Raw genomic sequence first — 25,066 nt, forward strand, 5'->3', positions numbered from 1 at the left:
CCGGGCTAGAGCGAGCGCCTGGGCAGGAAGCCCGCGACGATCGCGCCGATCGCGCACAGCACCGCCGTCACCAGGAACATCTCGGTGTACTCGACATGCAGCGCGGCGTCGACCCTGGAGAGGTACTCGTTCATCTGCCTGGTGTAGACGTCGGGGTCGAGGCCGAACGGCAGCGGGGTGTCGAGATGGGCGGTCAGCGACTGGAAGCGGTAGAACCCCCAGGCCGACACGCCCGCGATGCCGATCAGCATGCCCATCATCCGGGCCACGACCACCGCGGCGGAGGCCACGCCGTGCTGCGCGGCCGGCGTCACCCGGAGCACCGCGGCCGAGACCGGGGCGATGACCAGCCCGATGCCGAGTCCGGCCACGAGCAGGTCGAGGTCGACCATGAGCCGGGCGCCGGCCAGGTCGAGCGGCCAGCGGCCCATCAGCGTGTAGCCCACCATGGCGATCAGCAGGCCCGCCACGCAGACGATCCGGTCGCCGAGCCGGCGGGCCAGCAGGCCGCCCGCGACCGCGCCGACGGGCAGCGCGATCAGGAATCGGCCGAGGACCAGCGAGGCTTCGAGAGCCTCCAGGTCCAGCAGCGTCTGCGCGGTGAACTGGACGAACACCATGGTGACCAGCAGCGCGGCCCCGGTCAGGAAGCTCACTCCCAGCGTGGCCAGCAGGGGACCCTTGCGGGTGGTGGACAGGTCGAGCAGGCGGACGGGGGAGCGGATCTCCCACCAGACGAAGGCGGCCCCGGTCACGACGCCGGCGGCGATCAACGGCGGCCCCCAGGGCGGCAGGACGGCATGGGCCGGATCGGGGTTGTAGAGGCCGGCCACGAGCAGCGCCAGCGAGAGGGCCAGCAGCGCGCCGCCCACGCCGTCCACCCGGCCGCCCGTAGAGCGGCGCTCGCGATCGGGCGGGGGGACGGTGAGGTGCACGGCGACGGCGGCGAGCGCGGCCAGCGGGACGTTGATCCAGAAGATGGCGTGCCAGCCGCCCAGCTCCACGCCGCGCAGCAGCATGGTGCCGGGGATCACGCCCATCAGGCCGCCGGTGAGGGGCCCCTGAGCGCCGTCCAGCCGCACGCCCGCCAGGGTGAGGGCCGGGGCCAGCGCCAGCACGCCGCCGTAGAGCGGGCCGAGCGCGCTGCCCAGCTCCTGGGCCGCCCCGACCGCGCCGAGCGCCACCGGCCGCTCCCGCTCGTCCCACAGGTCGCCGATGAGCGCCATCGTGATCGGCAGCAGGGCGCCGCCGGCCACCCCCTGCACAGTGCGCCCCGTCACGACCATGACCTCGCCGCTCGCCAGGGCCGTCAGCACCGAGCCCACGGCGAACGCCGCCAGGCAGATGTGGATCAGCGGGCGCCGGCCGTAGCGGTCGGACAGCTGCCCCAGCAGCGGCATCGCGGCCACGTAACCCAGCAGGAACCCGGTCACCACGGGCGTGGCCCGCTCCAGCCGGTTGAGCGGGATGCCGACGTCCTCGGCGATGTCGATGAGAACGGTGACGACCACGTAGGCGTCGAGGGCGGCGAGTAACACGACCGCCCCGCCGACGCCGAGCGCGACCCGGCGGGCGGCTCTCATCCGCTCGTCGGGGGCGGGGTGATCGTGACCGGCGCGTCGTAGTCGCTGAACGACACCGTCACCGTGCCGTCCTGCAACGGCAGCTCGATCTTGGTGAGCCGGCCGGTGGTCTTGTCGATCCAGACCTTGCCGTTGACGCCTTGGGTGACACCGGGCACCAGCGCGCCGAGGACCTGGCCGGAGAACGTGGTCGCGACCCGGTAGGCGCCGCCCTCCTCGGCCTCGACGCGCGGGTCGGTGGCCGTGCCGAGCAACTGCGAGACGCCCTTGGCCGGGTCGAGGATCAGCGACGGGTCGTAGAGCTGTGCCAGGTCGGCGCGGGTGAGCTTCTGGAAGCCGCCGGTCGGGCCCTTGAAGTGGACGGTCTCGCCGACCAACGCGAAGGTGATCTCCTGGAGGTTGCCGAGCACCTCGAGCGTGATCGTGCCGTCAGCGTCGCCCGCCGCGGTGAGCCGGCCGTCGGCCTTCTTCACCGGCACCTTGGGCTTGCCCTCGGTGGAGATCGAGAAGGCGGCCGACTTGACCGTCTTCATCGCCTCCGAGGCCTTCTTCGTCAGGTCGGGACCGGCGGGCAACTCGGCGCCGCCGCCCGACGAGCAGGCCGGTAGAAGCGCGAGAACGACGACGAGCAGCAGCTTTTTGAGCATGAGCGGATCGTAGCGATCGGCCGGGAGCGATCGTGAGCCGTCACCGATATCGGTTGGGTGTCAGCGCAACTTCTTCAGGTGCTCGACGATCGGCCGGTACGCGGCCTCGAGCGCGTCGAGCTGCTCGTCGGTGAGCCGGTCGACGAAGTGCTCACGCACGCTGGCCACGTGGTCGGGCGCCACCCGCTGGATGGTGTCCCAGCCCTCCTCGGTGAGCACCGCGAACGTGCCGCGCCGGTCGTCACGGCAGTCTTCGCGGGAGACCAGGCCCTTGGCCTCCATGCGGGAGATCTGGTGGGACAGGCGGCTGCGCGACTGGATCGTCGCGTCGGCCAGGTCGCTCATCCGCATCCGCCGGTCGGGACTCTCCGAGAGGTTGACCAGGATCTCGTAGTCGTTCACGGAGAGTGAGTGCTCCTGCAGATCGCGGTCGAGCCGATGCATGAGGAGTTTGTGCAGGGCCAGGTGGGTGCGCCAGGCACGTTGTTCAGTGGGGGAAAGCCAGCGAGGCGCGCTCATCGAACTCCCCTGAGGCTGGAGACCCCGTCCTTGGGAGCGGGGAGGAAAGCCGGAACAATACCGCAAAAACGAACATGTGTACGATAGTTCGCGGATCTCGTGCTCTGCGGGCACTGGCCCGTGAGGAGAAGGGATCGGCCGACCGGGCCGAGGCGCGGCGGAACGTGAAGGCGGCCGGAAACATCCTCGCCGCCGGGCTGGTGGAGAGCTGAAACGCCTGTGGAGCCGACGTAAGACCTCAAAGGGAAGTCCTCCTTCCTGGCAGGCGGCCGGCGGTGAAGCAGGAAATCTCGCCCGTGAGAGTGAGAATCCCCTCGATCACGAGGGGAGAAGGTCAAGATCCCCAATCTAACGCACACGTAGCGTGATCTGGTGGCGAAGTGGCCGACTGAGAGCCTGCGCACGCCGGCACCGCTGAGCTCGTCCGTCTCCGGGGCAGCGGGCGGGCTCTCCTCGATGCCGCCCCGAGCCGCCACTAGCTGAAGGCCATCACGATTGCCACGCCCACCACGTGCATGAGCACGACGGCGACGAGCAGCGAGATGAACACGAACTTGGCGGGCCCGTGCTCGAAGGTCTTGCCCTCCTCGAGCGGCTTGCGCTGGGCCATACGGTCGGCGATCCGCTCTTCGAGGGGTTTGCGGTGGAACATACCTCCAGCTTAACCGGGAATCGGGCGCCTTTCCGCTGGGGTGTCGGTAACGATGGCCACCCTGACGTCCGTCTCGGCGGTCCACTCCAGCAGGTGCCGCCCGGCCCAGTCGATCTCCACCGACCCCAGCAGGTCCAGCGACAGCTCGCCGCGTTTGATCAGCGCCTCCTTGCGGGTCCAGTGCCTGATCAGCTCGTCGTTGCCGCTCACCAGCGCGCGCTCGCGGGGGGTCAGCGCCGTGGCGGCCAGCGCCTCGTTCAGCGGCCCGGCCGGCACCCGCTCCGCGTCCACGCCCACCCGCCCCCGACCGGCCGCCGCGCACACGTAGCCGCGCGTGTGGCTGAGGCTGACGCCCAGCGACGGAGCCTGCCGGATGTACGGGCGGCCGTGGCCCGGGCCGTGCACCGCGCAGTGCTGCAGCAACGTGAGCCCACCGGGCTCGATGCCCAGCACGTCGGCGGCGCACAGGCGTACGAGCAGGTGCGCGGCGACGAAGGCGCGGCGGTCGGCGTCGAAGACGAACCGGGCGGCGCGCTCCAGCTCGGCCGGGGTCAGCCACTGTTCGGGGGCGCGTACCTCGTCCGGGCGGCCGCCCATGGCCACGGTGACGATGACCGGTCAGTCCTTCTTCTTCGCGTCGGTCCGCGTGCCGTCGAGGTTGTACTGGTCTTCCTTGGCCGCGCCCAGCACGGTCACCTCCTGCACCTTCCAGACGCCCTTCTCCTTGACCAGGGTGACCTTCAGGTGCGACCCGGTGACCGAGCGGATCGCCTCGGCGGTGTTGACCTGTTGGTCCACCACGACGATGGCGTGGGCCGTGGCCTCGTCCACGTCCGACAGGTAGACCTCGCGGACCGTGGCCCGGGACACGGCCTTGAGCTTGACGATGACCTGGGCCATCGCGCCGCCGAACGCCTCGTCGTAGGTGGTCAGGAAGTCGCCCGTGGCCTGGGCCATCAGGGTGGAACGGGTGGTCTGCAGGTCCTGGTAGTCGTAGCTGAGCAGGGACTGGCCGAACGAGGAGGCCGCGCCCGACACCTCCAGGCGCAGCGCGCGCTCGGACTCGAGCCTGGCCAGCGCGTCGTGCGCCTGGTCGGCCGAGACCCACTGCAGCACGGCCGTGGCGGCCAGCGCGGCGGCCAGCATGGCCGCCAGCGCCCCCATGACGCGCGCCCGCGTCACCCGGCCCCGCCTCGTCGCCTCGCCGCCGCCGCTCGGCTCGCCATTGCCGCTCGCCTTGCCGTCGCCGCGCGGCTCGCCGTCTTCCGCCGCCGTGGCCTCGTCCTCGGCGGAGTCCGTCGCCGCGGACCGTTCGCCCTCGGCCGGTTCTGCGGATCGTTCGCCCTTGGCCGGTTCTGCGGGCCGTCCGGCCTCGGCCGGTTCGGCTGGCCGGCCGGTCCCGGTGGAGTCCGTCGTGGGCTCGGCGGCGGGAGCGGGCTCGGTCTCGGACGGCTGCCGGCCCTCGGTGAGGTCCTGCTGGGTGGTCACGTGCTCTCCTTACGGCGGCGGGCGGCCCGGCCCGCCGCGATCCAGCCCACGATGCCACCGGCGACCACTACGGCGAGAAATATCGCGACGATCAGCGGCGTGGTGTTCAGCGGGGTACGGGACGTGGCGCCGGTGGTGGCGGCCACGCCGGACGGCGAGTTCGACTCTTCGGCCTCGGCCTCCGGGGTCGGCGCGGGCTCGTCGGTGTCGGGCGGCGTCGTGGTCTCGGGCTGCCCGGTCCGCTTGTCGAGCCGTACGTCCTCGACGGGGTCGTCCGCGACGGGCGCGCGGTCCGGGCAGGCGCGCAGGCGTGGCACGGTGGGCGGCCCGGCGGTGTATTCGTACTCCTCGGCCGGCTGCGGCCCGCCCGGGACGCTGAAGACGAACGCCACCTTGCCGTAAACCGTGTCCCCGCGCTTGTCGCTGATGTCGTCGGCCAGGGTGAGCGCGGTCGGCACGACGCTCAGCATGCGGTGCGTGTTGCGTTCGGTCTGTGCGGAGAAGGCCGGTTTGTGGGGCAACCCGGCGGCGGTCAGCAGGCAGGACAGGCCCGGCCGGGCCCGCTTCAGGGCCTGGTCGAGCCGCCCGAACACGCCGGGCCCCTGATCGAGGAAGGCGTTGAGGTCGGCGCGCGAGGCGCGCAGCGAGCCGGTCACCGTGGAGAGGTCGGTGATGCCCGAGGCGAGCTTGTCCTTGCGGCCCGCCAGGGTGTGGGTGAGCTGGGTGAGCTGCACCGACAGCTCGTCGAGCGTCTCGGCGTTGTCCGCCAGCGTGCCGGTCAGGTCGTGAGCGTCGTCGATGACGCTCCGGATGGACCCCGACCGGCCGTCGAGAGCCACCGCCAGCTCGTGCGTGATCGTCTTGGCGTCGCGGGGTGGCACCGCGTTCAGCAGCCTGCCGACGCCCTCGAACAGCTTGCGGTAGTCCAGCGGCACGCTGGTGCTGGACAGCGGGATCACGTCGCCGGCCGCGAGCGACGCCCCCGTCACGCCGGTGGCGGGCGGCGACAGCTCCACGTACGGCTCGCCGATGGCGGACTTGCGCCGCACCTCGGCCGTGCTGCCCTTCGGCAGCCGGATCTCCCGGTCGATGTCCAGCCCCACGACGATCTTGCCGGTGGCCAGCCGCACCTCGCCGATCTTGCCCACCCGGACCCCGAGGTAGGCCACGTCGAACCCGCGCATCAGGCCGGGGGAGGAGCCGAACTCGGCCGACACCCGGTAGGGCCGGGTGATCGCGTCGACCTTGATGATGGTGCTGAACGCCCAGACCGTCATCACGACGCCGAGCAGCACGAAGAAGCCGAGGTTGAGGTAGATGCGGTTCTTCATCGCGGCGGCTCCCAGAGCAGGCGGAAGTCCTCCTGGGGGGTGGTGGCGGAGGTGGCGGCGGCACGGGGTTCGTTCCGGGTGGCGCTCCCGCTCTTCGGCGGGAGCAGGCCCTTCAGCCACACGTACGTCATCACCTGCCCGTTGACCGTGATCGGAGGCGCGTCGATGAACTTCTGGACCTCGGCCACGAGCGCCTTGAGGTCCTCCTTGCCGCGCAGCATCGAGGAGTTGACGGCGTCGAGCCGGCGCAGCAGCGTGCGAAGCCGGGCGGCGTGGCGGGGGTAGACCGTCAGGTTGGCCTCCTTGGCGAGCCTGGTCAGCGCCACGACGGTCTTCTTGATGTGCTTGCGCCCGTGCGCGACGCGGGCCGTGGCCGCCGCCAGCGTGCCGGGCAGCCGGTCGAGCTCGTCACTGCCGTTGGCCAGGTCGTCGCCCAGCTCGGCCAGCGCGTCGATGGTCGTGCCCAGGTCGCGGCGGGCGGCCGCGTAGGCGTCGGTGACCTCGGCGGTCTGCTTGATCAGCTTGTTCACGGCGTCGCCCTTGCCGGCGAACGCGGTCGAGGCGGCGTCGAGGATGGCGTTGACGTCCTGCGCCCCGAGTGCCTCGATCAGCGGCCCGGCCTTCGCGGTGACCTGCTCGATGTCCGGCTCGACCGACGTCTCGGTGATCGTCGCCCCGTCGCCCAGGTACGGGCCCCGGGTCAGGTCCTTGCCGGGCGGCGGGGTGAGCGAGATGTAGTTCTCGCCCAGGACCGACGTCTTGGCGACCGTGGCCGTGCTGCCGACGGGCAGCCGGTGGCGCTCCTGGACCGACATCGTCACCCTGGCCCGGTAGCCCTCCAGCCGGATGCCGGTGACCGTGCCCACCCGCACGTCGGCGATCTGCACGCTGTGCCCGGCCACCAGGCTCTGCACGTCGTCGAAGGTGGCGTTGAGCGTCAGCTCGCCCGACGTGGCGCCGAGCGTCTGGATCGAGCACGACGTGGTGAGGGTCAGGGCCAGGATCGCGCCGCACAGGCGGGCCTTCATCGCCGCCCCTTCCGTTGTTGGAAGGGGCAGTTGCTCAGCCCGGACGGCAGGCACGGCACCTTGCCGAGGCCGAGCGCGTCGAACAGCGGACTGAGCCAGGCCCTGGTCATCGCGTTGAGCACGACTCGGATCTTCAGCACGTGGTGCTCGCGGTCCCAGGAGTCGATCAGGATGTCGGCGAAGTCGGCGGCACCCTTGACCGCCTGGGCCATCGACGCGCTGTTGGCCCGTACGGTCAGCACGAGCTCGGCCAGGGTGCTGGTCGCCTGCGGCAGCCGGGCCGAGTACGCCTCGATGATCACGTCGCCGCGCCGGACGAAACCGGCCATGCCGGAGACGAACCCGCGCAGCCGCCCGCGCTCCTCGGCCAGGATGGCACTGGCCTCGGCGAAGGAGTCGATCGCGTCCGTCACCTGGCCCTGGCGCCGGTTGAGGCTCGTGGCCAGTCTGTTCAGGTTCTTGGCCAGATCGATCAGCTGCTGGTCCTGCCGGGCCAGCGTGTTGGTGAGCTTCGCGGTGTCGGCCAGCGCGTTGTTGATCGTTTTGCCCCGGCCCCTGACCCCGTCGGCCAGGTCGCCCGCGACGTCTCCCACCTTGTCCGCGTCGAGCGCGTCGGTCAGCTTGGTGAACGCGTCGAGCGCGTCGTCGATCTCCACCGGCAGGTCGGTGCGTTCCAGGGGGATGGTCGCGCCCGCCGCGATCCGCTGGTCGCCGGGCTTCCACGGGGGATAGAGGACCACGTTGCGCTCGCCCAGCGTGTTCTGCGACGCGACCACCGCCTGCACGTTCGCCGGCAGCGGAACTTCCCGGTCGACCGACAGCTCGACCCGGACCCGGTCGCCCTCGATCCGGATCCGCTCCACGTAGCCGGCGTCCAGCCCCATCACCTTGACCCGCGCCTGCTCGTACAGGGCGGGCGCCTTGCTGAAGATCGCCGTCAGCCGGTACGGCCGCGCCCCCAGCGGCACGCAGCCGCCGGTGGCGATCAGCAGGGCCCCGGCCAGCAGGATCACGAGCGCTCTCATCGGTCGTTCTTCCTGTCCTTGGCGATGGCGGCGAGCACCTCGGGGTTGATCGGGCCGAGGCCGGAGGCGATGGCCTCCAGCCACGGTCCCTGCCCGCCCATCGTGGACAGGCCGGAGAAGGTGGGGCCCGCCCAGGCCAGCAGCTCGTTGAACCGTTCGTTGCCGCCGCTCAGCCTGGTGGTGATCGCGCCGGTGTCGTCGAGCGCCCGGACCAGCGACCTCTCGTGCCGGTTGATCAGCCGGGTGGTGCTCCGCACCAGGTCGCTGCCGTCGCCCAGCAGCGTGCGCAGCTCGTCGCGGCGGCTGCGCAGCTCCTTCAGCATGACGTCGATGGCGTCGATGAGCCGGCCGAGCTGCTTGTCCTTGCGTTCCAGCACCTTCGTCACCCGGGTGCCGTTGTCGAGCAGCCGCTGCAGGTCGGGTTCGCTCCTGCTGATCGTGTCGGACAGGTCGCCGATGTTCTTCAGCAGCCGGGTGATCCGGCCGCGGTCGCTGGTGTCGATCTTGCCGAGCTCGGTCACCAGGTCGTCGACGGCGTCGGTGTCGAGCTTGTCCACCAGCCGGGTGGCGTCCTTGATCGCGTCGTTGACCAGTGTCGGCACGCCGGTGCGCTCCACCGGGACGCGCCGCGCGCTCTCCGGCAACTGGTCGACGTAGGGAGCCGACACGGGGCCGGTCAGCTTGACGTAGCGGCCGCCGAGCAGGTTGGACAGCGTGATGTCGGCGCGGGTGCCGCGGCCCAGCCGCACGTCGTCGTCGACCCGCCAGGTGACGACCACATTGCCCTGGCCGTAGTCGGCCCGCACCTCGGTCACCTCGCCGACGCGCACGCCGGCCACCCGGACGTCGTTGCCGGTGCGCAGGCCGCCCGAGTCGACGAACGTGCCGGACATCGTGTAGCCGCCCTCGAACAGGCCGAGGCTGCCCACGAGGAAGGTGGCCACCAGGATCGTGCCGAGCACCGCCAGCGACACCAGGCCGACGGCGACCCTGTTGCGGTCCCGGAAGGACTTGATCGCCATCATTCACCCACCATCAGTCTGCGCAGCTCCTTGGTGCTCTGGATCTTGGTGGCGCCGCGCAGCGGAGGTGGCGTCCGCATGGGGTACGGACAGGGCGAGGGGCCCAGCGCCAGGCAGGGGACCGCGGTGACGAAGTAGTGGCCGCGGCCGACGCTGCTGTAGGCGCGCGCGAACAACGGCTGCATGGTGTTGACCGTCCGGTCGAGGTCCTTCACGTTCCGCCTGACGCCGCCGGTCAACCCGGTGAGGCGGTCGACGACGGCGCCCAGCTCGTCGGCGTTCTTGCCGATCACCTCGTTGGAGGTGTGGAAGGTGGCCGAGAGCTCCACCAGCGAGTCGTCGATCAGCTTGCGGTTGTCGGCGAACGCCTCCGAGAGCGTGACCAGGTTGTCGACCAGCCGCTCGATCTGCTTGTCGCGCCTGGCCACCACGCCCGAGACGGTGGCGTAGTCCTTCAGCAGCCGCTCGATCGTCTCCTTGCGCTGGGTGACGGTGCCGGTGATGTCGTTGACGTTGTCGAGCAGCCGGGGGATGTTCTCGTCGTTGCCCTTCAGTGACGTGGCGGCGGCGGTCAGCAGCTGGTTGATCTGCTCGGGGTCGAGGGTGCGGGTCAGCGGCCCGAGGTCGCTCACCAGCTCGCCGATGTCGACCACCGACGAGGTGCGGGAGATGCGCGAGCCGGGCGCCAGCATGCCGGGGGCGGTGCCGGGCAGCAGGTAGACGACCCGCTGGCCGACCGCGTTGCGCCACCGGACGGCCGCCTCGGTGTCGGTGGGCACCCTGACCGCCCGCTGGACCTGCAGGGTCACCTCCGCTCTGCCGTTGACCACGCTGATCGTGTCGACCTGGCCGACCGGGGCTCCGGCGATCTTCACCTGGTCGCCCTCGGTCAGTCCTGACACGTCGTCGAAGGTGGCGATCAGCCGGTAGACGTCCGCGGTGTTGACCCGGACGATCTGCGCGGTGATGAGCGCGATCAGGGAGAAGGTCACGCCGGCGAACAGCAGGACGCGGACCAGTGTCCACCGGCGGGCCGCGCGCTCCTTGGAGACCGCCATCTCAGCGCCTCCCGTCGCTCGGTCCGCAGGCGCCGACGATGAGCTCGCAGACGTCGGTCGCGACGAACGCCTCCGCCTGCAGTTGGCGGGTGCCGTTCGGGCCCGGCGCCTCGATCAGCTCGTTGAGCAGGTTGATCAGTTTGTTCAGGCCTCGTACGCCGTCTCCGGCCAGGCCGAGCTGGGCATAGATGAGCGCGGCCACGCGCTCACCGGAGTGGACGCCGGCCCGCAGGTTCGGCCGGTGCTTGCGCAGCCCGTGCGCGGTCAGGTCGGAGACGGAGGTGATCTCCTTCAGCAGGACCCGTACCTTGTCGGCCCGCTCCAGCAGGTCGGGAGTGATCACGTTGACGTCTGAGGAGATCGACACCAGCTCGTCGCCCTTGTCCGACAGGGCGGTGGACAGCCCGGCGCTGTCGCGCAGGAACTGCCGGGCGCGGGCGCGCTGCCGGTGGGCGACGCCGACCACGGTGCCCGCGTCGTCGATCAGCTCGCGCAGCCGCGTGCCCTCGCCGTCGAGCCCCCTGGCCAGCGTGTGCACGATGACCGTGACCTCGCGCGGGTCCACCGCGTCGAGGCCCTGGTAGGCGTCGCCGAGGGTGTCGGACAGGTCGAGTGGGTCGCGCGTGTCGGTGATGACCGCCCCGGCGCTCAGGTAGGGGCCGGTGGCCTCGCCGGGGCCCGGCTTGAGGTCGACGTACTTGGGGCCGAAGACCGACGCGGGCTCCACCGCCGCGACCGTCGTCCGCGGCAGCCGTACGCCCGGCTCGACGTGCATGGTCACCACGGCCCTGCCCGTCCGGTCGAGCGACACCCCGGTCACGTCGCCCACGGTGACGCCGCGGATCTTGACCGAGGAGTTGGTGTCGAGGCCCTGCCCCGCCCGGCCGAACACCGCGTCCACCCGGATGCCGCGCACCTCCGTGGCCGTGCGCACCACGAACAGCGTCGCCGCGGCGAACAGCACGACCACCGCGAGCGCGATGCCCATCCGCAGCGGCAGCGAGAACCCGTCACTTCCCATCGCTCACCCCGTCAGTTTCACGCTGCCGCCGCCACCCCAGAACAGGTACGACAGGAGCAGGTTGAGCAGGACGATGGTCACGATCGACTGCCGGATCGCGCGGCCCGCCGCCACCCCGACGCCCACGGGGCCGCCGGTGGCGTGGAAGCCGTGGTAGCAGTGGATGACGATGACGGTGAACGCGAAGACCGCCACCTTGGCGACGCTGAACACGATGTCGCTGACCGGCAGGTACAGGTAGAAGTAGTAGTCGTAGACACCGGGCGCCAGCCCGAACAGGGCCGTGCACATCAGCCGGGTGGCGAAGAAACTGGCGAACAACGCGATCAGGTAGATCGGCACCAGCGCCATCAGCGCGGCGACCACGCGGGTGCAGATCAGGTAGGTGAAGGCGTTGATGCCCATCACCTCCAGCGCGTCGATCTCCTCAGAGATCCGCATCGCGCCCAGCTCGGCGGTGAACGACGAGCCCACCTGGGCCGCCAGCGCCGTCGCCGCGATGATCGGGGTGATCTCGCGGACGTTGGCGAAGCTGCCGACCAGTCCCATGAACGACTCGGCGCCGATCGCCTGCAACCCCTGGTAGCCCTGCAGCCCCACGGTCGCGCCCACCACGAACGCCATGGTGAACACCACGAAGATCATGCCGCCGCCGATGACGGTCGCGCCGACGCCCACCACCACGTCGCTGACCTGCCGGATGACGACCTTGAAGTACTTCAGCCGCAGGATCACGTCGCGGACCGAGTAGAACAGCACCCTCCACACGAACAGCGGCCAGTCGGCCAGCGTGGCGAACCGCTCGGCCCAGTCGCGGCCGCGGTTGGCGAACCGGAGGCCGGCCGTACGGGTGACCATCACAGCGCCTTGGGCGGGTAGGCGAGGAAGTAGACCGCGGAGATGACGTAGTTGAACGCGAACACCAGCATGAACGTGACCACGGTGGCCTGGTTGACCGCGCGGCCCACGCCGACCGGGCTGGTGGCGCAGGTCATGCCCTTGTAGCAGGCGACGGCCGCGGCGATGAAGCCGAAGATCCACGCCTTGAACAGGGTGACGTACAGGTCGGAGCCGACGACGAGGGAGAGGGCGCCGTCGAAGTAGGCGCCGGGCGTGACGCCCTGCACGACCACGTTGAAGAAGTAGCCGCCGCTCGCCCCGGCCAGGATGACCAGCGGGCACAGGCAGACCGCGACCGTGCTGGCCGCCCACATGCGGGGCGTGACGAGGCGGTGGATGGGGTTGACCGACATGACCTCCATCGCGCTCAGCTCGTCGCGGATGTGCCGGGCGCCGATGTCGGAGGTCATCGCGCTGCCGCCGGCTCCGGCGATCAGCAGGGCGCTGGCCAGCGGCGCGACCTCACGGATGAGGCCCACGAAGACGGCGCTCCCGGTGGCCGAGGCGGCGCCGAGTTGCCAGGCCAGCTCGCCGACCTGGAGCGCCACGGTCGCGCCCAGCGGGAGCGAGACGAGCAGGACGGGCACACTGGTGACACGGGCCAGGAACCAGCACTGGTCGACGAACTCCCACCACCAGTGCCTGACGTCCCAGCTGCGGCGTAATCCCTCCAGGACGATGACGAACAGCTCACCCACCTGGCCCAGCGCGGACCCGGCGCGGCGGCCGAGGTATCCCGACAGGGCCATCAGCATCCCGCCCGCGCGCGTGTTGCCGTCATGACCACCCTCGTCACCCGCTGACTACGGATCAGTCACCCTACTGACGAGTTGTCCAGTAGGTCGATGCCTGGCGGGAAATTTGAGGAGAAGGTATGAGACGCACGTCACATCTTGTCAGTACTCCATGAAACGTGACCGTGCCGTGACGCGCGCGGCGATGGGAGCGCCGGACGGGCTCTCAGGCTCGATCGTGGGCGAGCTCCGACATCCAGGTCTCCACGTCGTCCGGATGGCGAGGCAGCGCCCCGGACATCAGCCGGGCGCCGTCCGACGTGACGACCAGGTCGTCCTCGATGCGGACGCCCAGACCACGAAACTCCTCGGGCAGGGTGAGGTCGTCCGGCTGGAGGTAGAGGCCGGGCTCGACGGTGAGCACCTGGCCCTCCTCCAGCACGCCGTCCAGGTAGACCTCGGCGCGGGCCTTCGCGCAGTCGTGCACGTCGAGGCCCAGCATGTGGCCGCTGCTGCAGAGGGTGTAGCGCCGGTAGAGGCCCGACTCCATGAGCAGGTCGGGGGAGTCCTTGAGCAGGCCCCACTCATGCAGCCCCTCGCAGATGACGCGCATCGCCGCCAGGTGGAAGTCGCGGAAGCGGGCGCCCGGTCTGAGCGCGCCGATCGCCGCCGTCTGCGCCTCGTACACCAGCTCGTACACCTGGCGCTGGACGGGGGTGAACCGGCCCGACAGCGGCAGCGTGCGGGTGACGTCGGCGGTGTAGAGCGTGTCGGTCTCCACGCCCGCGTCCAGCAGGAGCAGGTCGCCGTCGCGCAGCCGGCCGTCGTTGCGGATCCAGTGCAGCACGCACGCGTGCGCGCCGGAGGCGACGATGCTCTCGTAGCCGGTCGCGTTGCCGTCGAGGCGCGCGCGCAGCCCGAACACACCCTCCAGGTAGCGCTCCCCGCGCGGGTGACCGAGAGCCCGCGGCAGGGCGCGCACTACGTCCTCGAAGCCGAGCGTCGTGGCGTCGACCGCGGCCTGCAGCTCGCCGGTCTCCCACTCGTCCTTGACCAGCCGCATCTCCGACAGGAACCGCTCGAACTCGGCGTCGTCCGCGCTCGCCGGCACCGCGGCGTCCACCGACGCGTCCACCCCGCGCAGCACCCGCGCGGGCCCCTTCAGGGCCAGGTCGCGGACGTGCGCGCAGTCGATCTGGTACAGCTCCGCCGCCTCCGCCAGGGTGGGCCGGCGGCCCACCCAGAACTCGCCGTAGCGGCGGTCGCGGTAGAACTCCTGGCCCTCCTCGCGCGGCGAGCGCGGCCTGAGGTACAGCCTGGCCTCGCCGGACGGCTCGATCACCAGCACGTCGTCCGGCTCGCCCGCCCCGGTCAGGTACGCGTAGGCGCTGTGCGGCCGGAACCGGAAGTCGAAGTCGTTGCTGCGCACCTTGAGCGTGCCGGACGGGACCACCAGCCGCTCGCCGGGGAAGCGCGCCGCCAGCGCGGCCCGCCGCTTGGCCGCCCACGGCGCGACCGGCAGCGGGAGCACGTCCGCGCGCCGGGTGTCGGCCCAGCTCGTGCGCATGAACGCGGCCAGCTCGTCGGTGATGGGGAGATCGTGACTGCCGGTGTTGAGCTGCTCGGTCATCATCGTTCCTGGGGCTGGGCGGGCAGGGTGCTATTTCACACTTTAAAGCCGTCGTACGACAAGCAGCCTACGGGAACGCTTGACGCTTTCCTCCTGCCGTTGCTTGCCTGAGAGGGGACGGGCACGGGCTTAACGCCCATCCTCACCGGGTAACTGAGAGCCGAGGTGGTGCACATGCTCATTGGGACAATCCTGCGCGACAAGGGCAGTGACGTGACGACTGTGGCGCCGGAGGCCACCGTCCGCGAGCTGCTCGCCCAGCTCGCCCGGCACAACATCGGAGCCGTCGTCGTCTCGCCCGACGGCGACACGATCGTCGGCATCGTGTCCGAGCGCGACGTCGTACGGCGGCTGCACGACCGGGGCGCCGGCGTCCTCGACGAGCCGGTGTCGGCGATCATGACCTCCGAGGTGCGGACCGTCGGTCCGCGCGACAACGTCGAAGAGCTCCGCAAGACCATGACGACGCACCGGTTCCGGCACATGCCCGTGGTCGAGGGCGGCCGGCTGGTCGGCATCGTGAGCATCGGCGACGTGGTCAAGAGCGCCATCGAGGAGCTGGAGACGGAGAAGGCGTCACTGGTCGACTACCTGCACCGTTGACACGGGTGGCACGCTGGTGCCCGTGATGTACGGAGCTCCGCCCGAGTTCCCCCGGGCCACCCGCAGTCCGACGATCATCCTGCTGGTCTCCGGGCTGACGGGGTTGCTGGGGTTTCTCGTCGGGTTCTTCGCGGGGCTCGGCACCGGTGAGACGTCCGCCGCGCCCGCGCCCCGCGTCACGGTGACGGTCGAGCAGCCGGCCGAGCCCACCGGCTCCCAGCCGCCGGCCATCGCCGGGACCGGCCCGCCCGCCAATGGCCCACCCGCCACTGGTTCACCCGGCTCGCCCGTGACCGAGCCGGCCGCGACGGGAGCGCCCCCGGGCGGCACGGCTTCGATCAGCGCGCCCGCGGACGGCACCGCTCCGACCGGCGCGCCCCCCGGCGCGCCGGCGGGCAACCGGACCCTGGTGGTCGGCGTCGACATCCAGCCCGGCACATACCGCACCACCGGACCTGCGGCCGGGCAGCCGGTCTGCTACTGGGCGAGGCTCAAGAGCACCACCGCGCGTGCCTCCGACATCATCGCGGCCGACATGCCCCAGGGCGCGGCCACCGTCACCATCGCACCCACCGACAAGGCGTTCCAGACCGGCGGCTGCGCCGAGTGGACCAGAGCCTGACGGTTGGCACGGCGGCCGCCCGCGTAGGAGGATTCTCCCAGGCCACCCCACGTAGGAGGACGAGATGTCGGTGTTGCGGAGCTTCGTGGACAGCGTGCGGAACGGCGCGATCGAGGTGATCGACCTCACCGCGCCCCTGTCGTCCGAGACGCCGATCCTGCAGTTGCCCGAGCCGTTCGGCAACACGATCCCGTTCCGGCTGGAGGAGATCAGCCGCTACGACGACCGGGGCCCGGCCTGGTACTGGAACGACATCCACACCGGCGAGCACTCCGGCACTCATTTCGACGCCCCGATCCACTGGGTGACGGCCCGCAACGGCGAGGACGTCTCGCAGGTGCCGGTCCGCAGCCTGCTCGCTCCCGCCGTGGTGCTCGACTTCTCGGCCGAGGCGGCCAAGGACTCCGACTTCCTGCTCCAGGTCGACCACGTCAAGGAGTGGGAGCGGGCCAACGGGCCGCTGCCCGACGGCGGCTGGCTGCTCTTCCGCACCGGCTGGGACACCCGTTCCGGCGACCAGGCGGCGTTCCTCAACGCCGACGAGAACGGCCCGCACACGCCGGGCATCTCCGTCGAGTGCGCGCGCTGGCTCGCCGAGGAGACGCCGATCCTCGGGCTGGGCGTCGAGACCGTCGGCACCGACGCGGGGGCCGCCCACTCGTTCGACCCCGCCTTTCCCTGCCACTCCTTCCTGCTGGGGGCCGGCAAGTACGGCCTGACCCAGCTGCGCAACCTCGACCGGCTGCCGGTGACCGGCGCCGTCGTGGTCGCCCCGCCGCTGCCCATCGTGGGCGGCTCGGGCAGCCCGGTCCGCGTGCTGGCCCTGGTGGAGCGAGGCGCGGAGTGAGCCCCGCCGACGGCCCCGGGCGGGAGCCGTGACCGTCGCCGAGGCCGTCGGGCGGGCGCTGGCCGCGCTCGGCGTGCGGGCCGCGTTCGGCGTGGTGGGCAGCGGCAACTTCCACGTCACCAACAGCCTCGTCGAGCACGGCGTGCGCTTCGTCGCCGCGCGGCACGAAGGCGGGGCGGCCACCATGGCCGACGCCTACGCCAGGATGAGCGGCACGGTCGCGGTGCTGTCGGTGCACCAGGGGCCCGGTCTGACCAACGCGATGACCGGCATCGCCGAGGCGGCCAAGAGCCGCACGCCGATGGTGGTGCTCGCCGGCGAGGCCACCGACCTACGCTCCAACTTCCACATCGACCAGGACGCCATGGTCCGCGCGGTGGGCGCGGTCCCCATGCGCGTCACGGCCGCGCACGAGGCGGTCGAGCAGACCGTGGCGGCCTTCCGCACGGCCTGGCACGACCGGCTCACGGTGCTGCTCAACCTGCCGCTCGACGTGCAGGGCGACCTGGCGCCCTGGGGCGGGCGGCTCGGCGAGTTCTTCGACCAGATCATCGCCGGCCAGCGCGTGGCCGCCGCCCACCCGCTGGGAGCAGCCGGTCCGGCCGGAGACCCCGTCCCGGGCGCGGCACAGGCGCCTGCCCAGGGTGCGGAAGCGCGCGCGAGCGCTCCGGTCTCGGGCGGCCCTGCTTCGGGCGCTCCGGCGCGGCCGATCGGCGACGCCGCCGACCTGGCGCGGCTGCTGGCCGGCTCCCGCAGGCCGGTGTTCGTCGCGGGCCGGGGCGCCCGGCACGCGCGGCGCGAGCTGGAGGAGCTGGCCGACCTGACGGGCGCCCTGCTGGCCACCTCCGCCGTGGCCAGGGGCCTGTTCCGGGGCAGCCCGTGGGACCTCGACGTGAGCGGCGGGTTCGCCACACCGCTGGCCGCCGAGCTGATCCGCGACGCCGACCTGGTCGTCGGCTGGGGCTGCGCGCTCAACATGTGGACCACCCGACACGGCCACCTGATCGGCGAGCACGCCTCGCTGGTCCAGGTCGACGTGGACGAGAGCGCGATCGGCGCCCACCGGCCCGTCCGGCTCGGCCTGGTCGGCGACACGGCCGCCACCGCGCGGGCCGTGACCGCGGCCTTCACCACCTCCGACGCCAGTGCCGACGCCACTGCCGACGCCAGTGCCGATGCCACTGCCGATGCCAGTGTGGTCGCCGAAGCCGAAGCCGAAGCCGAAGCCGAAACCGGCGCCGGCGCTGGCGGGGGTGCGGAGGTCGGCGTCGGTGCGGACACCGGCGCCGGGGGTCGGCGTTACCGCACGCCCGCGGTCAGGCGGCGCATTCAGGCCGAGGGCCGGTGGCGGGAGGTCCCCTACGACGACGAGGGCGGCGACGGGCGGATCGACCCGCGAACCCTCACCATCGGGCTCGACGACCTGCTGCCCGCCGAGCGGATCGTGGCCGTCGACTCGGGCAACTTCATGGGCTACCCGTCGATGCTGCTGGACGTTCCCGACGAGTACGGGTTCTGCTTCACCCAGGCGTTCCAGTCGATCGGCCTCGGGCTGGCCACCGCGATCGGGGCGGCTCTGGCCCGGCCCGACCGGCTGCCGGTGGCGGCCCTGGGCGACGGCGGGGCGCTGATGGGCGCCGCCGAGTTCGACACGGTGGCCCGGCTGGGCCTGCCGATGGTGATCGTGGTCTACGACGACGACGGCTACGGCGCCGAGGTGCACCACTTCGGGCCGCACGGCCACCCGCTCGACCTGGTGCGCTTCCCGACGGCCGACCTGGCGGCGGTCGCCCGGGGATACGGCTTCGACGCGGTGACGGTGAGGGAGCGGGGCGACCTGAGTGGGGTGGCCGACTGGCTGAACGGGCCGCGCGACCGGCCGCTGCTCATCCACGCCAAGGTCACCCGCGAGCACCCGTCGTGGTGGCTGGAGGAGGCGTTCAAGGGCCACTGACCTTCCGATACGTCCACGCGTCGGCGGCGGCGGCGAGCACGTCGGCGAGCGGCGCGCCCGCCGCGGCGCTGACCGCCGCCGCGATCGCGCCCTCCACGAACGGCACGTCGGCCAGCTCCACCCGCCCCGGTTCGGCCAGCAGCCGGGCCGTCAGCACCGAGCCGCCCAGGTCGGGGATGAGCACCAGGCCGTCGCCCTGGTCCACCGACGCCAGCGCCCGCTCGATGAGGTCGAGGCTGGTGCCGAGCCCGCCGTCGTCGGTGCCGCCCGCGCCCACCACGGAGGCGTCGGCTCCGGCGATGCCCCTGGCCAGCGCGGCCGTCTCCGCCGCCAGCCCGGCGCTGTGCGCGACCAGGACGATCCCGACCATCAGCTCACCCGCCCGCCACGGTCGCCAGCGACGCGACGATGAGCGCCGACGAGGCCGCGCCGGGGTCCTCGTGGCCCACGCTGCGCTCTCCCAGGTAGCTGGCCCGGCCCTTGCGGGCCCGCATCGGGATGGTGGCCAGCGCTCCCTCCTCGGCCGCGCGCGCCGCCCGCTCGAACGCCTCCAGCGGCTCCAGCCCCTCTCGCACGGCCAGCGCCAGCGCCCGTGACGCGGGAGCCAGCGCGTCGATCATGGTCTTGTCGCCCGGCGCGGCCTTGCCCAGCCGCTCGACCGCGACGACTCCCGCCTCGAACGCCCCGGCGAACCGGGCCAGCGTCACCGGCTCCTCCAGCGTCTTGCCCATCTGCCGGAACGCGGAGCCGTACAGCGGGCCCGAGGCGCCGCCGACGCGGCGGATCAGCGTCGTGCCCGCGGACACCAGCGCCTGCACCGGTGAGGCGGGCGGCCAATCGGTCAGCGCCGTGCGCACCTCGGCGAACCCGCGGTCGAGGTTGGCGCCGTGGTCGGCGTCGCCGATCGCCGCGTCGAGCCGGGTCAGCTCGTCGCGGCGGAGCCGGACCACCTTGGCGGTGTCCTCGAACCAGGCGACGAAGAAGGCGGTGTCCATCACCGTCCCCATCGGAGCCCCGGCGTCTCGACCGGCGCGTCCCACAGCCGCGTCAGCTCGTCGTCCAGGCGGCAGACCGTGACGGAGAAGCCCTGCATGTCGAGGCTCGTCACGTAGTCGCCGACCAGCGACCGGGCGATCCTCGCCCCCTTGCCCCTGATGAACGCGTCCACCTCGGCGAACACGACGTACAGCTCCATCAGCGGGGTGCCGCCCATGCCGTTGACCAGGACGAGCAGGTCGCCCTGGAGCGGCAGGTCGCCGTGCACGGCCTCCATGGCGACCGCGGCCAGCTCGCGGGCCGGGGCCATCGGCGCCCGGCTGCGGCCCGGCTCGCCGTGGATGCCGATGCCCAGCTCCACCCGGTCGTCCGGCAGGTCGAAGGTCGGCTTGCCCGCCGCGGGTGTCGTACAGGAGGTGAGGGCGATGCCGAACGAGCGGCTGCGGTCGTCGACCTCGGCCGCCACGCGCGCCACCGCGTCCAGCGGCGCGCCCTCCTCGGCCAGCGCGCCGGCGATCTTCTCGACGAACAGGGTCGCGCCGGTGCCGCGCCGACCGGCCGTGTAGAGGGAGTCCTGGACCGCGACGTCGTCGTCGACGAGGACGCTCGCCACGTCGACGTCGTCGCACAGCTCGGCGGCCATCTCGAAGTTGAGCACGTCGCCGGTGTAGTTCTTGACGATGTGCAGCACGCCGGCACCGCCGTCGACCGCCCGGGTGGCGTCGATGATCTGGTCGGGGACGGGTGAGGTGAAGATCTCACCCGGGCAGGCCGCGTCGAGCATGCCGTGGCCGACGAAGCCGGCGTGCAGCGGCTCGTGCCCCGAGCCGCCGCCGGAGACCAGCCCGACCTTGCCCGCCCGTGGCCCCGCAGCGCGGTAGACCACCTGGTCACGCACCCGAAGCGACGGGTGGGCCGCTGCCAGGCCCCTGAGCGCGTCACCGACGACGGAGTCCGCCGCGTTGATGAGTTTCTTCATAGAGGGGAAGATGTGCCCGTTTCAGGCGCCTGGCAAGCGCCGAGGCGGGCCGGTGCGGACCTCGGACGGCGTGGTCCTGCTGCCCAGCACGGTAAAACCTAGGCTACCTTCTGCACATGGCTGAGATCGTGTACCCGCCGGTGATCGCCGCCGCGCGGACCCTCTTTCGCGTGCTCGACTACCGTTTCCACCTCGAAGGGACCGAGCACGTTCCGCGCACCGGAGGAGCGGTGCTGGTGAGCAACCACATCAGCTACCTCGACTTCATCTTCGCCGGGTTCGGCGCGCTGCCGGCCAAGCGGCTGGTGCGCTTCATGGCCAAGAAGGACGTGTTCGACCACCGGATCTCCGGGCCGCTGATGCGGGGCATGCACCACATCCCGGTCGACCGGGGGGCCGGGGCCGGGTCCTACGCGACGGCGCTGCGGATGCTGAAGGCCGGTGAGGTCGTGGGCGTGTTCGCCGAGGCGACGATCAGCCGGTCCTTCACGGTCAAGGAGATCAAGAGCGGCGCGATCCGGATGGCGCAGGCCACAAAGACGCCGGTCATCCCGGTGGCGTTGTGGGGCACCCAGCGGCTGTGGACGAAGGGGCGGCCCAAGGCGCTGACGCAGCGCCACGTGCCCATCACGATCATGGTCGGCGAGCCCATGTACCCCAAGCGCGGCGAGGACGTCGACAAGCACACGGTCGATCTGCACGAGCGGCTCACGGCGATGGTGGACCGGGCGCAGCGCACCTACCCGGAGATCCCGCAGGGGGTCTGGTGGCAGCCCGCGCATCTCGGTGGCACCGCGCCGACACCGGAGGAGGCCGCCGCGATGGACGCGGCCGAGGCCGAGGCCCGGTCCAGAAAGTCCTAGATCGCCGCCTGATAGCTGCTGGCGCGCATCCCGGCGAGCAACCCGGCCGTCTGCTCGGGGGTGAAGCGGCGCACGGGATCGTGGTGCAGCAGCCCCTCGATCAGCGGCCGCATCACCCCGGCCCGGCGCGGCGGCGGGAAACCGCCGCTGCGCGCCATGCCGAGCACGCTCGCCGCGTCCTGGCCCGGGTAGGGCGGCCGGCCCTCGATGGCGCTGTAGAGGGTGGCGCCGAACGACCACATGTCGGCCTCCTTGCTGGCCGGGCCGCCGTGCAGGCGTTCGGGCGCCATGAACGCCGGGGTGCCGCGCAGCCTGCGGGAGTTGGTCATCCGGATGTCGCCCTCGGCCGTGGCGATGCCGAAGTCGGTCAGCACCACGCGGTCGCCGGTGAGCATGACGTTGGCCGGTTTGACGTCGCGGTGCAGCACTCCGGCCTGGTGGGCGGTGCGCAGCGCGGCGAGCAGGTGCTGGCCGATCGCGGCCACCGACTGCGCGGGCAGGGTGCCGACCTGGGAGAGCAGTTGATGCAGGGAGAGCCCGTCGAGGTACTCCATCACGATCCAGAGCTTGCCGCTCTTCTCGATCAGGTCGTGCACCGTGACGATGTTGGGGTGGGTGAGCCCGGCCGCCATCCGCGCCTCACGGAGCACCCGGCGGCGCACCATCTCCACCTCACCGGACAGGGTCAGCTCCTTCAGCGCCACCTCTCGATGCAGCAACTGGTCGAAGGCTCGCCAGACGACTCCCATACCCCCACGACCGGCCTCCTCACTGAGAAGGTACCGTCCGCCGATCTCCCGCATGCCATCCCCTCAACGCTTGGGGCAATGATGACATCTCACCACAAGACATAGTGTGCCTAACGTGATCCGGATGTGTCGGTAACCAAAGGATCACTGGTCAAAGGTATCGAAATTTGATGACGCACGACACGCCACAGGAAGGCGATCGCGACCAGGCAGAGACCCGTGGCGCCGAGGAAGACGGCCGGCAGCCCGGCGATCTCACCCACCACCCCGCCCAGCGCCGCCCCCACCGGCATCCCGCCCATGCCGATCAACCGGTAGGCGGAGTTCACCCGGCCCAGCAACTCCGGCGGGATGAGCCGCTGCCGGGTGGAGACGACGAGCACGTTCGACACGGCGCTGGTCACGCCCCACAGCACGGCGGTCGGATAGAGCAGCCAGCCGACCGGCGCGAGCACGGGTACGAGGTAGAGCAGCGAACTGGCCAGCCAGGCGCAGATCAGTGTCCGGCCTTCCCCCGCCAGCCGGGTGATCCGCTCCGACACCAGTGAGCCGGCCACCGCCCCCGCCGCCATCGCGGTCATCATCAGCCCGTAGGCGCTCGGCTCCAGCCCCATCCGCGACCCCTCGCCGACGACCCAGAGCACGAACACGGCGAAGTAGGCGGCGCTGGCGAAGTTGAGCATCCCGGCGGCGACGGCCAGGGTGCGCAGGAACCGGTGCGACCACAGGTAGCGCAGCGACTCGGCGATGTCCGCGCCCATCGACCGTCCGCGTGCCGTCGGCGGCGCGGGGCGGAATCCGCCGCGCATGCCCAGCAGGAGCAGGCCCGCGGCGCCGTACAGGAGGGCGGGGCCGCCGAAGACGGCGGCGGGCAGGAGCACGACCAGCAGGCCCGCCAGGGGCGCGCCGACGAAGTCGTTGCCGATCGTCTGCGCGCCGACCACGCGGCCGTTGGCGGTGATGAGGTGGTCCGGTGACACGGTCATCGGCAGCACCGACTGGGCCGAGGTGTCGGCGAAGACCTCGGCCACGCAGGCCAGCAGCAGCGCCGCCAGCAGCAGCCACAGGTTCAGCAGGCCGAGCGCGGCCAGCGCGGCGGCGCCCGCCAGCAACCCCGCGCGGGCGACGTTGGCCAGCACCATGATCCGCCTGCGGTCGGCCCGGTCGGCGATGGCGCCCGCGAGCAGCGCGAACAGCAGCCACGGCAGCGTGGCCGCCGCTCCCGCCAGCGACACCTCCGTGGGGGAGCGGGTCAGCGTCACGGCCAGCAGCGGCGCCCCGACCTTCAGCATGCCGTCGGCCAGGTTGGACAGCGCGGTCGACGACCACAGGAAGGCGAACGATCGCCCGAGACTCCGCATCGAGGACTCCGATAGTATGTAAGGAAAAGTGTGCATAAGTTCCTTTGCAAAGATAGGTGTGCACGGTATGGCAGGCAAGCGCTTCTCCGTCCGGACCCTCGACGCCCACGCGCTGAAGTCGTTCGCGCACCCCCTGCGCCTGCGCCTGTACGAGCTGCTCGAGGAGCACGGTCCATCGACGGCCACCCGGCTCGCCGGGCTGGTCGGGCAGAACACCGGGGCCACCAGCTACCACCTCAGGGAGCTGGCCCGGCACGGCATGATCGAGCCGGTTCCCGAGTTGGGGAAGGGCAAGGAGAAGTTCTGGCGGATCGTGCCCGGCGGGTTCTCCTACGGCAAGGCTCCGGCCGACGACCCCGAGACGGCCGAGGCCGTGTCGCTCCTGCTCGACGACCTCCTCCGGCAGCGCGCCGCCGAGCTGGCGCGCTGGCGCGAGGAGGAGCAGGACACTCCCGAGGAGTGGGTGCGGGCCAGCGGCCTCGGCCGGAGGTCGATGCGGCTCACCTCGGAGGAGACGGTGGCGATGCGGGATGAGGTGTTCGACGTGCTGGAGAGATACCGCCGGCTGGCCGACCGGCGCGACCTGGCGTCGCCGGCCCGGCCCGACCCCTCGCTGGAGCAGGTGGTGGTCCACTTCGACGTCCTCCCGGTGGGAGCGCGCGCCTAGGGTCATCCCCAGGTCCCACCCTGACGCGCCGCCGCCGGCCGGTCCCTAGTGTCCATGCCGATCGGAGGCTGTCGAACGAAGGGGCCGGTCATGCCGCGCAGTGACGACCATCCCGCCCGCCCGGCCCATGAGGGCTGAGACGGCGCCCGCCCCGAGCTCCGCGGGCTCCGCGGGCTCCGCGGGCTCCGCGGGCTCCGCGGGGCGGCGCCATCCGGTGCGCACCGACGTTCCGGGCCCCCTGGCCGCCCTGCACGCGCTCATCAGACGGCACCGCCCCGACGGCCCCTACGACGGCAGGCCGCTGCGCAGGGACCACCTGGACGCCGTCCTCACCACCGCCTGCGGCTCGCACACGGGCTCGATCGAGGTGCGGCCCGCCGTGTTCGCGGTGGACGGCCTGCCGCCCGGCGTCTACCGCTACGCGGCCGACGAACTGGAGCTGGTACGGCAGGGCGGCGCGCACACCGACGTGCTGGCCGCCGCCCTGCCCGCCGACCGGGCGACGATCGGCGGCGCCGCCGTGTTCGTCTGCCTGACCGGCGTGCTCACCCGCCACGAGCACAGGCACGGCCCGGGCGGCTACCGGCTGCTGGCCGCCGAGGCCGGACACCTGTCGCAGCGGCTGATCCTCGCGGCGACCGCGCTGGGCGTGGTCGCCCGGCCGTTCAGCACCTTGTTCGACGACCTGCTCAACCCGGCGCTCGGCCTCGACGGCGACGGTGAGCGGTTCGTCCTCGGCGTCCTCCTCGGTCACGCGGGCGAGGCCGGATAGGCGCGGGCGAGACCT

At 71.8% G+C, this 25,066-nt stretch carries 28 protein-coding genes; 8 read left to right on the top strand and 20 right to left on the bottom strand.

The annotated features are described in order from the left end of the window. Positions 1–5: 5 nt before the first annotated feature. Genes AC5L3X_RS35230 through AC5L3X_RS35240 form a run of 3 tightly spaced genes read right to left on the bottom strand, consistent with a single transcriptional unit; the run spans position 6 to position 2,749 of the window. On the bottom strand, positions 6–1,583 hold the full coding sequence (locus AC5L3X_RS35230; RefSeq protein WP_494862843.1) for an MFS transporter: 1,578 nt from the start codon (positions 1,581–1,583) through the stop codon (positions 6–8). After that, positions 1,580–2,230, bottom strand: coding sequence for an LppX_LprAFG lipoprotein (locus AC5L3X_RS35235; protein ID WP_494862845.1), 651 nt, complete (start codon positions 2,228–2,230; stop codon positions 1,580–1,582). The genes AC5L3X_RS35230 and AC5L3X_RS35235 overlap by 4 nt, the downstream gene beginning before the upstream one ends. A 60-nt stretch (positions 2,231–2,290) precedes the next feature. After that, entirely contained in the window at positions 2,291–2,749 is a 459-nt protein-coding gene (locus AC5L3X_RS35240) for a MarR family winged helix-turn-helix transcriptional regulator (protein ID WP_189128313.1), read from the bottom strand. 74 nt (positions 2,750–2,823) lie between these two features. Between AC5L3X_RS35240 and AC5L3X_RS35245 the strand changes: the two genes are divergently transcribed. Next, a complete protein-coding gene (locus AC5L3X_RS35245) occupies positions 2,824–2,961 on the top strand; it encodes a hypothetical protein (protein ID WP_494862847.1) in 138 nt (45 codons plus the stop codon). A 263-nt stretch (positions 2,962–3,224) separates the two neighbouring features. Here the strand turns inward: AC5L3X_RS35245 and AC5L3X_RS35250 are convergent, their stop codons facing one another. From AC5L3X_RS35250 to AC5L3X_RS35305, 12 genes are all read right to left on the bottom strand, one after another. Next, on the bottom strand, positions 3,225–3,401 hold the full coding sequence (locus tag AC5L3X_RS35250) for a hypothetical protein (RefSeq protein ID WP_189128314.1): 177 nt from the start codon (positions 3,399–3,401) through the stop codon (positions 3,225–3,227). Positions 3,402–3,410: 9 nt separating this feature from the next. Continuing rightward, positions 3,411–3,998 carry a 4'-phosphopantetheinyl transferase family protein gene (locus tag AC5L3X_RS35255; RefSeq protein ID WP_494862849.1) on the bottom strand — a complete coding sequence of 196 codons (588 nt, stop codon included), beginning with the start codon at positions 3,996–3,998 and terminating at the stop codon, positions 3,411–3,413. 21 nt (positions 3,999–4,019) lie between these two features. Beyond that, entirely contained in the window at positions 4,020–4,889 is an 870-nt protein-coding gene (locus tag AC5L3X_RS35260; RefSeq protein WP_494862851.1) for a hypothetical protein, read from the bottom strand. Then, a complete protein-coding gene (locus tag AC5L3X_RS35265; protein WP_494862853.1) occupies positions 4,886–6,220 on the bottom strand; it encodes an MlaD family protein in 1,335 nt (444 codons plus the stop codon). Before AC5L3X_RS35265 ends, AC5L3X_RS35260 begins: the two co-directional genes overlap by 4 nt. Continuing rightward, complete coding sequence (locus AC5L3X_RS35270; protein ID WP_494862854.1) at positions 6,217–7,248, bottom strand: MCE family protein; 1,032 nt, start codon at positions 7,246–7,248, stop codon at positions 6,217–6,219. Before AC5L3X_RS35270 ends, AC5L3X_RS35265 begins: the two co-directional genes overlap by 4 nt. Beyond that, positions 7,245–8,273 (bottom strand): MCE family protein, encoded by a 1,029-nt coding sequence (locus tag AC5L3X_RS35275; protein ID WP_494862856.1) that lies wholly within the window; start codon positions 8,271–8,273, stop codon positions 7,245–7,247. The genes AC5L3X_RS35270 and AC5L3X_RS35275 overlap by 4 nt, the downstream gene beginning before the upstream one ends. After that, a complete protein-coding gene (locus tag AC5L3X_RS35280; RefSeq protein WP_494862857.1) occupies positions 8,270–9,298 on the bottom strand; it encodes an MlaD family protein in 1,029 nt (342 codons plus the stop codon). The genes AC5L3X_RS35275 and AC5L3X_RS35280 overlap by 4 nt, the downstream gene beginning before the upstream one ends. After that, a complete protein-coding gene (locus AC5L3X_RS35285; protein WP_494862858.1) occupies positions 9,295–10,353 on the bottom strand; it encodes an MCE family protein in 1,059 nt (352 codons plus the stop codon). The genes AC5L3X_RS35280 and AC5L3X_RS35285 overlap by 4 nt, the downstream gene beginning before the upstream one ends. 1 nt (position 10,354) lies before the next feature. After that, complete coding sequence (locus AC5L3X_RS35290; protein ID WP_494862859.1) at positions 10,355–11,374, bottom strand: MlaD family protein; 1,020 nt, start codon at positions 11,372–11,374, stop codon at positions 10,355–10,357. A gap of 3 nt (positions 11,375–11,377) precedes the next feature. Then, positions 11,378–12,232, bottom strand: coding sequence for an ABC transporter permease (locus AC5L3X_RS35295; RefSeq protein ID WP_494862860.1), 855 nt, complete (start codon positions 12,230–12,232; stop codon positions 11,378–11,380). Then, complete coding sequence (locus AC5L3X_RS35300; protein WP_189128323.1) at positions 12,232–13,023, bottom strand: MlaE family ABC transporter permease; 792 nt, start codon at positions 13,021–13,023, stop codon at positions 12,232–12,234. The genes AC5L3X_RS35295 and AC5L3X_RS35300 overlap by 1 nt, the downstream gene beginning before the upstream one ends. 211 nt (positions 13,024–13,234) lie before the next feature. Beyond that, positions 13,235–14,638: an aminopeptidase P family protein gene (locus AC5L3X_RS35305; protein WP_494862861.1), complete on the bottom strand. Its 1,404-nt coding sequence runs from the start codon at positions 14,636–14,638 to the stop codon at positions 13,235–13,237. A gap of 174 nt (positions 14,639–14,812) precedes the next feature. Here AC5L3X_RS35305 and AC5L3X_RS35310 point away from each other — a divergent pair, with 174 nt between their 5' ends. The 4 genes from AC5L3X_RS35310 to AC5L3X_RS35325 all read left to right on the top strand — a co-directional run bounded on the left by AC5L3X_RS35310 (position 14,813) and on the right by AC5L3X_RS35325 (position 18,664). Further along, entirely contained in the window at positions 14,813–15,241 is a 429-nt protein-coding gene (locus AC5L3X_RS35310) for a CBS domain-containing protein (protein WP_189128324.1), read from the top strand. A gap of 25 nt (positions 15,242–15,266) precedes the next feature. Then, a complete protein-coding gene (locus AC5L3X_RS35315) occupies positions 15,267–15,863 on the top strand; it encodes an Rv1352/Rv1906c domain-containing protein (protein WP_494862929.1) in 597 nt (198 codons plus the stop codon). Between the two features lie 64 nt (positions 15,864–15,927). Beyond that, on the top strand, positions 15,928–16,710 hold the full coding sequence (locus tag AC5L3X_RS35320) for a cyclase family protein (protein ID WP_494862862.1): 783 nt from the start codon (positions 15,928–15,930) through the stop codon (positions 16,708–16,710). Positions 16,711–16,738: 28 nt separating this feature from the next. Further along, positions 16,739–18,664 (top strand): thiamine pyrophosphate-binding protein, encoded by a 1,926-nt coding sequence (locus tag AC5L3X_RS35325; RefSeq protein WP_494862864.1) that lies wholly within the window; start codon positions 16,739–16,741, stop codon positions 18,662–18,664. Here AC5L3X_RS35325 and AC5L3X_RS35330 read toward each other — a convergent pair. Genes AC5L3X_RS35330 through dhaK form a run of 3 tightly spaced genes read right to left on the bottom strand, consistent with a single transcriptional unit; the run spans position 18,651 to position 20,639 of the window. After that, on the bottom strand, positions 18,651–19,034 hold the full coding sequence (locus tag AC5L3X_RS35330; RefSeq protein ID WP_494862865.1) for a PTS-dependent dihydroxyacetone kinase phosphotransferase subunit DhaM: 384 nt from the start codon (positions 19,032–19,034) through the stop codon (positions 18,651–18,653). The two genes, AC5L3X_RS35325 and AC5L3X_RS35330, sit on opposite strands and share 14 nt — an antisense overlap. A 4-nt stretch (positions 19,035–19,038) precedes the next feature. After that, positions 19,039–19,659, bottom strand: a complete 621-nt coding sequence (dhaL, locus tag AC5L3X_RS35335; protein WP_494862931.1) for a dihydroxyacetone kinase subunit DhaL — start codon at positions 19,657–19,659, stop codon at positions 19,039–19,041. After that, the gene (dhaK, locus tag AC5L3X_RS35340) at positions 19,659–20,639 is read right to left on the bottom strand and encodes a dihydroxyacetone kinase subunit DhaK (RefSeq protein ID WP_494862867.1); all 981 of its coding nucleotides are present in this window, start codon (positions 20,637–20,639) and stop codon (positions 19,659–19,661) included. The genes dhaL and dhaK overlap by 1 nt, the downstream gene beginning before the upstream one ends. Before the next feature lie 116 nt (positions 20,640–20,755). Here dhaK and AC5L3X_RS35345 point away from each other — a divergent pair, with 116 nt between their 5' ends. Continuing rightward, entirely contained in the window at positions 20,756–21,502 is a 747-nt protein-coding gene (locus AC5L3X_RS35345) for a lysophospholipid acyltransferase family protein (protein ID WP_189128330.1), read from the top strand. Here AC5L3X_RS35345 and AC5L3X_RS35350 read toward each other — a convergent pair. Together AC5L3X_RS35350 and AC5L3X_RS35355 are read right to left on the bottom strand one after the other, a co-directional pair. Then, positions 21,499–22,305, bottom strand: a complete 807-nt coding sequence (locus tag AC5L3X_RS35350; protein WP_189128331.1) for a serine/threonine-protein kinase — start codon at positions 22,303–22,305, stop codon at positions 21,499–21,501. The two genes, AC5L3X_RS35345 and AC5L3X_RS35350, sit on opposite strands and share 4 nt — an antisense overlap. Before the next feature lie 56 nt (positions 22,306–22,361). Next, a complete protein-coding gene (locus AC5L3X_RS35355; RefSeq protein ID WP_494862869.1) occupies positions 22,362–23,612 on the bottom strand; it encodes an MFS transporter in 1,251 nt (416 codons plus the stop codon). 67 nt (positions 23,613–23,679) lie between these two features. Here AC5L3X_RS35355 and AC5L3X_RS35360 point away from each other — a divergent pair, with 67 nt between their 5' ends. Together AC5L3X_RS35360 and AC5L3X_RS35365 are read left to right on the top strand one after the other, a co-directional pair. After that, the gene (locus AC5L3X_RS35360; protein WP_494862871.1) at positions 23,680–24,279 is read left to right on the top strand and encodes a helix-turn-helix domain-containing protein; all 600 of its coding nucleotides are present in this window, start codon (positions 23,680–23,682) and stop codon (positions 24,277–24,279) included. Positions 24,280–24,493: 214 nt separating this feature from the next. Continuing rightward, positions 24,494–25,051 (top strand): nitroreductase family protein, encoded by a 558-nt coding sequence (locus AC5L3X_RS35365; protein WP_494862873.1) that lies wholly within the window; start codon positions 24,494–24,496, stop codon positions 25,049–25,051. The last annotated feature ends 15 nt before the right edge of the window (positions 25,052–25,066 follow it).

It is taken from the genome of Nonomuraea sp. CX421, from assembly GCF_059358955.1.

Bases quoted from the DNA above. Each gene is read 5' to 3' on its own strand.
- AC5L3X_RS35250 (WP_189128314.1), bottom strand. From the start codon at position 3,401: ATGTTCCACCGCAAACCCCTCGAAGAGCGGATCGCCGACCGTATGGCC.
- AC5L3X_RS35275 (WP_494862856.1), bottom strand. From the start codon at position 8,273: ATGAGAGCGCTCGTGATCCTGCTGGCCGGGGCCCTGCTGATCGCCACC.
- AC5L3X_RS35310 (WP_189128324.1), top strand. From the start codon at position 14,813: ATGCTCATTGGGACAATCCTGCGCGACAAGGGCAGTGACGTGACGACT.
- dhaK (WP_494862867.1), bottom strand. From the start codon at position 20,639: ATGAAGAAACTCATCAACGCGGCGGACTCCGTCGTCGGTGACGCGCTC.
- AC5L3X_RS35255 (WP_494862849.1), bottom strand. From the start codon at position 3,998: ATGGGCGGCCGCCCGGACGAGGTACGCGCCCCCGAACAGTGGCTGACC.
- AC5L3X_RS35345 (WP_189128330.1), top strand. From the start codon at position 20,756: ATGGCTGAGATCGTGTACCCGCCGGTGATCGCCGCCGCGCGGACCCTC.
- AC5L3X_RS35305 (WP_494862861.1), bottom strand. From the start codon at position 14,638: ATGACCGAGCAGCTCAACACCGGCAGTCACGATCTCCCCATCACCGAC.
- AC5L3X_RS35240 (WP_189128313.1), bottom strand. From the start codon at position 2,749: ATGAGCGCGCCTCGCTGGCTTTCCCCCACTGAACAACGTGCCTGGCGC.
- AC5L3X_RS35320 (WP_494862862.1), top strand. From the start codon at position 15,928: ATGTCGGTGTTGCGGAGCTTCGTGGACAGCGTGCGGAACGGCGCGATC.
- AC5L3X_RS35285 (WP_494862858.1), bottom strand. From the start codon at position 10,353: ATGGCGGTCTCCAAGGAGCGCGCGGCCCGCCGGTGGACACTGGTCCGC.
- AC5L3X_RS35280 (WP_494862857.1), bottom strand. From the start codon at position 9,298: ATGATGGCGATCAAGTCCTTCCGGGACCGCAACAGGGTCGCCGTCGGC.
- AC5L3X_RS35315 (WP_494862929.1), top strand. From the start codon at position 15,267: ATGTACGGAGCTCCGCCCGAGTTCCCCCGGGCCACCCGCAGTCCGACG.
- AC5L3X_RS35295 (WP_494862860.1), bottom strand. From the start codon at position 12,232: ATGGTCACCCGTACGGCCGGCCTCCGGTTCGCCAACCGCGGCCGCGAC.
- AC5L3X_RS35290 (WP_494862859.1), bottom strand. From the start codon at position 11,374: ATGGGAAGTGACGGGTTCTCGCTGCCGCTGCGGATGGGCATCGCGCTC.
- AC5L3X_RS35300 (WP_189128323.1), bottom strand. From the start codon at position 13,023: ATGGCCCTGTCGGGATACCTCGGCCGCCGCGCCGGGTCCGCGCTGGGC.
- AC5L3X_RS35265 (WP_494862853.1), bottom strand. From the start codon at position 6,220: ATGAAGAACCGCATCTACCTCAACCTCGGCTTCTTCGTGCTGCTCGGC.
- AC5L3X_RS35230 (WP_494862843.1), bottom strand. From the start codon at position 1,583: ATGAGAGCCGCCCGCCGGGTCGCGCTCGGCGTCGGCGGGGCGGTCGTG.
- AC5L3X_RS35270 (WP_494862854.1), bottom strand. From the start codon at position 7,248: ATGAAGGCCCGCCTGTGCGGCGCGATCCTGGCCCTGACCCTCACCACG.
- AC5L3X_RS35355 (WP_494862869.1), bottom strand. From the start codon at position 23,612: ATGCGGAGTCTCGGGCGATCGTTCGCCTTCCTGTGGTCGTCGACCGCG.
- AC5L3X_RS35360 (WP_494862871.1), top strand. From the start codon at position 23,680: ATGGCAGGCAAGCGCTTCTCCGTCCGGACCCTCGACGCCCACGCGCTG.
- AC5L3X_RS35245 (WP_494862847.1), top strand. From the start codon at position 2,824: ATGTGTACGATAGTTCGCGGATCTCGTGCTCTGCGGGCACTGGCCCGT.
- AC5L3X_RS35330 (WP_494862865.1), bottom strand. From the start codon at position 19,034: ATGGTCGGGATCGTCCTGGTCGCGCACAGCGCCGGGCTGGCGGCGGAG.
- AC5L3X_RS35350 (WP_189128331.1), bottom strand. From the start codon at position 22,305: ATGCGGGAGATCGGCGGACGGTACCTTCTCAGTGAGGAGGCCGGTCGT.
- dhaL (WP_494862931.1), bottom strand. From the start codon at position 19,659: ATGGACACCGCCTTCTTCGTCGCCTGGTTCGAGGACACCGCCAAGGTG.
- AC5L3X_RS35235 (WP_494862845.1), bottom strand. From the start codon at position 2,230: ATGCTCAAAAAGCTGCTGCTCGTCGTCGTTCTCGCGCTTCTACCGGCC.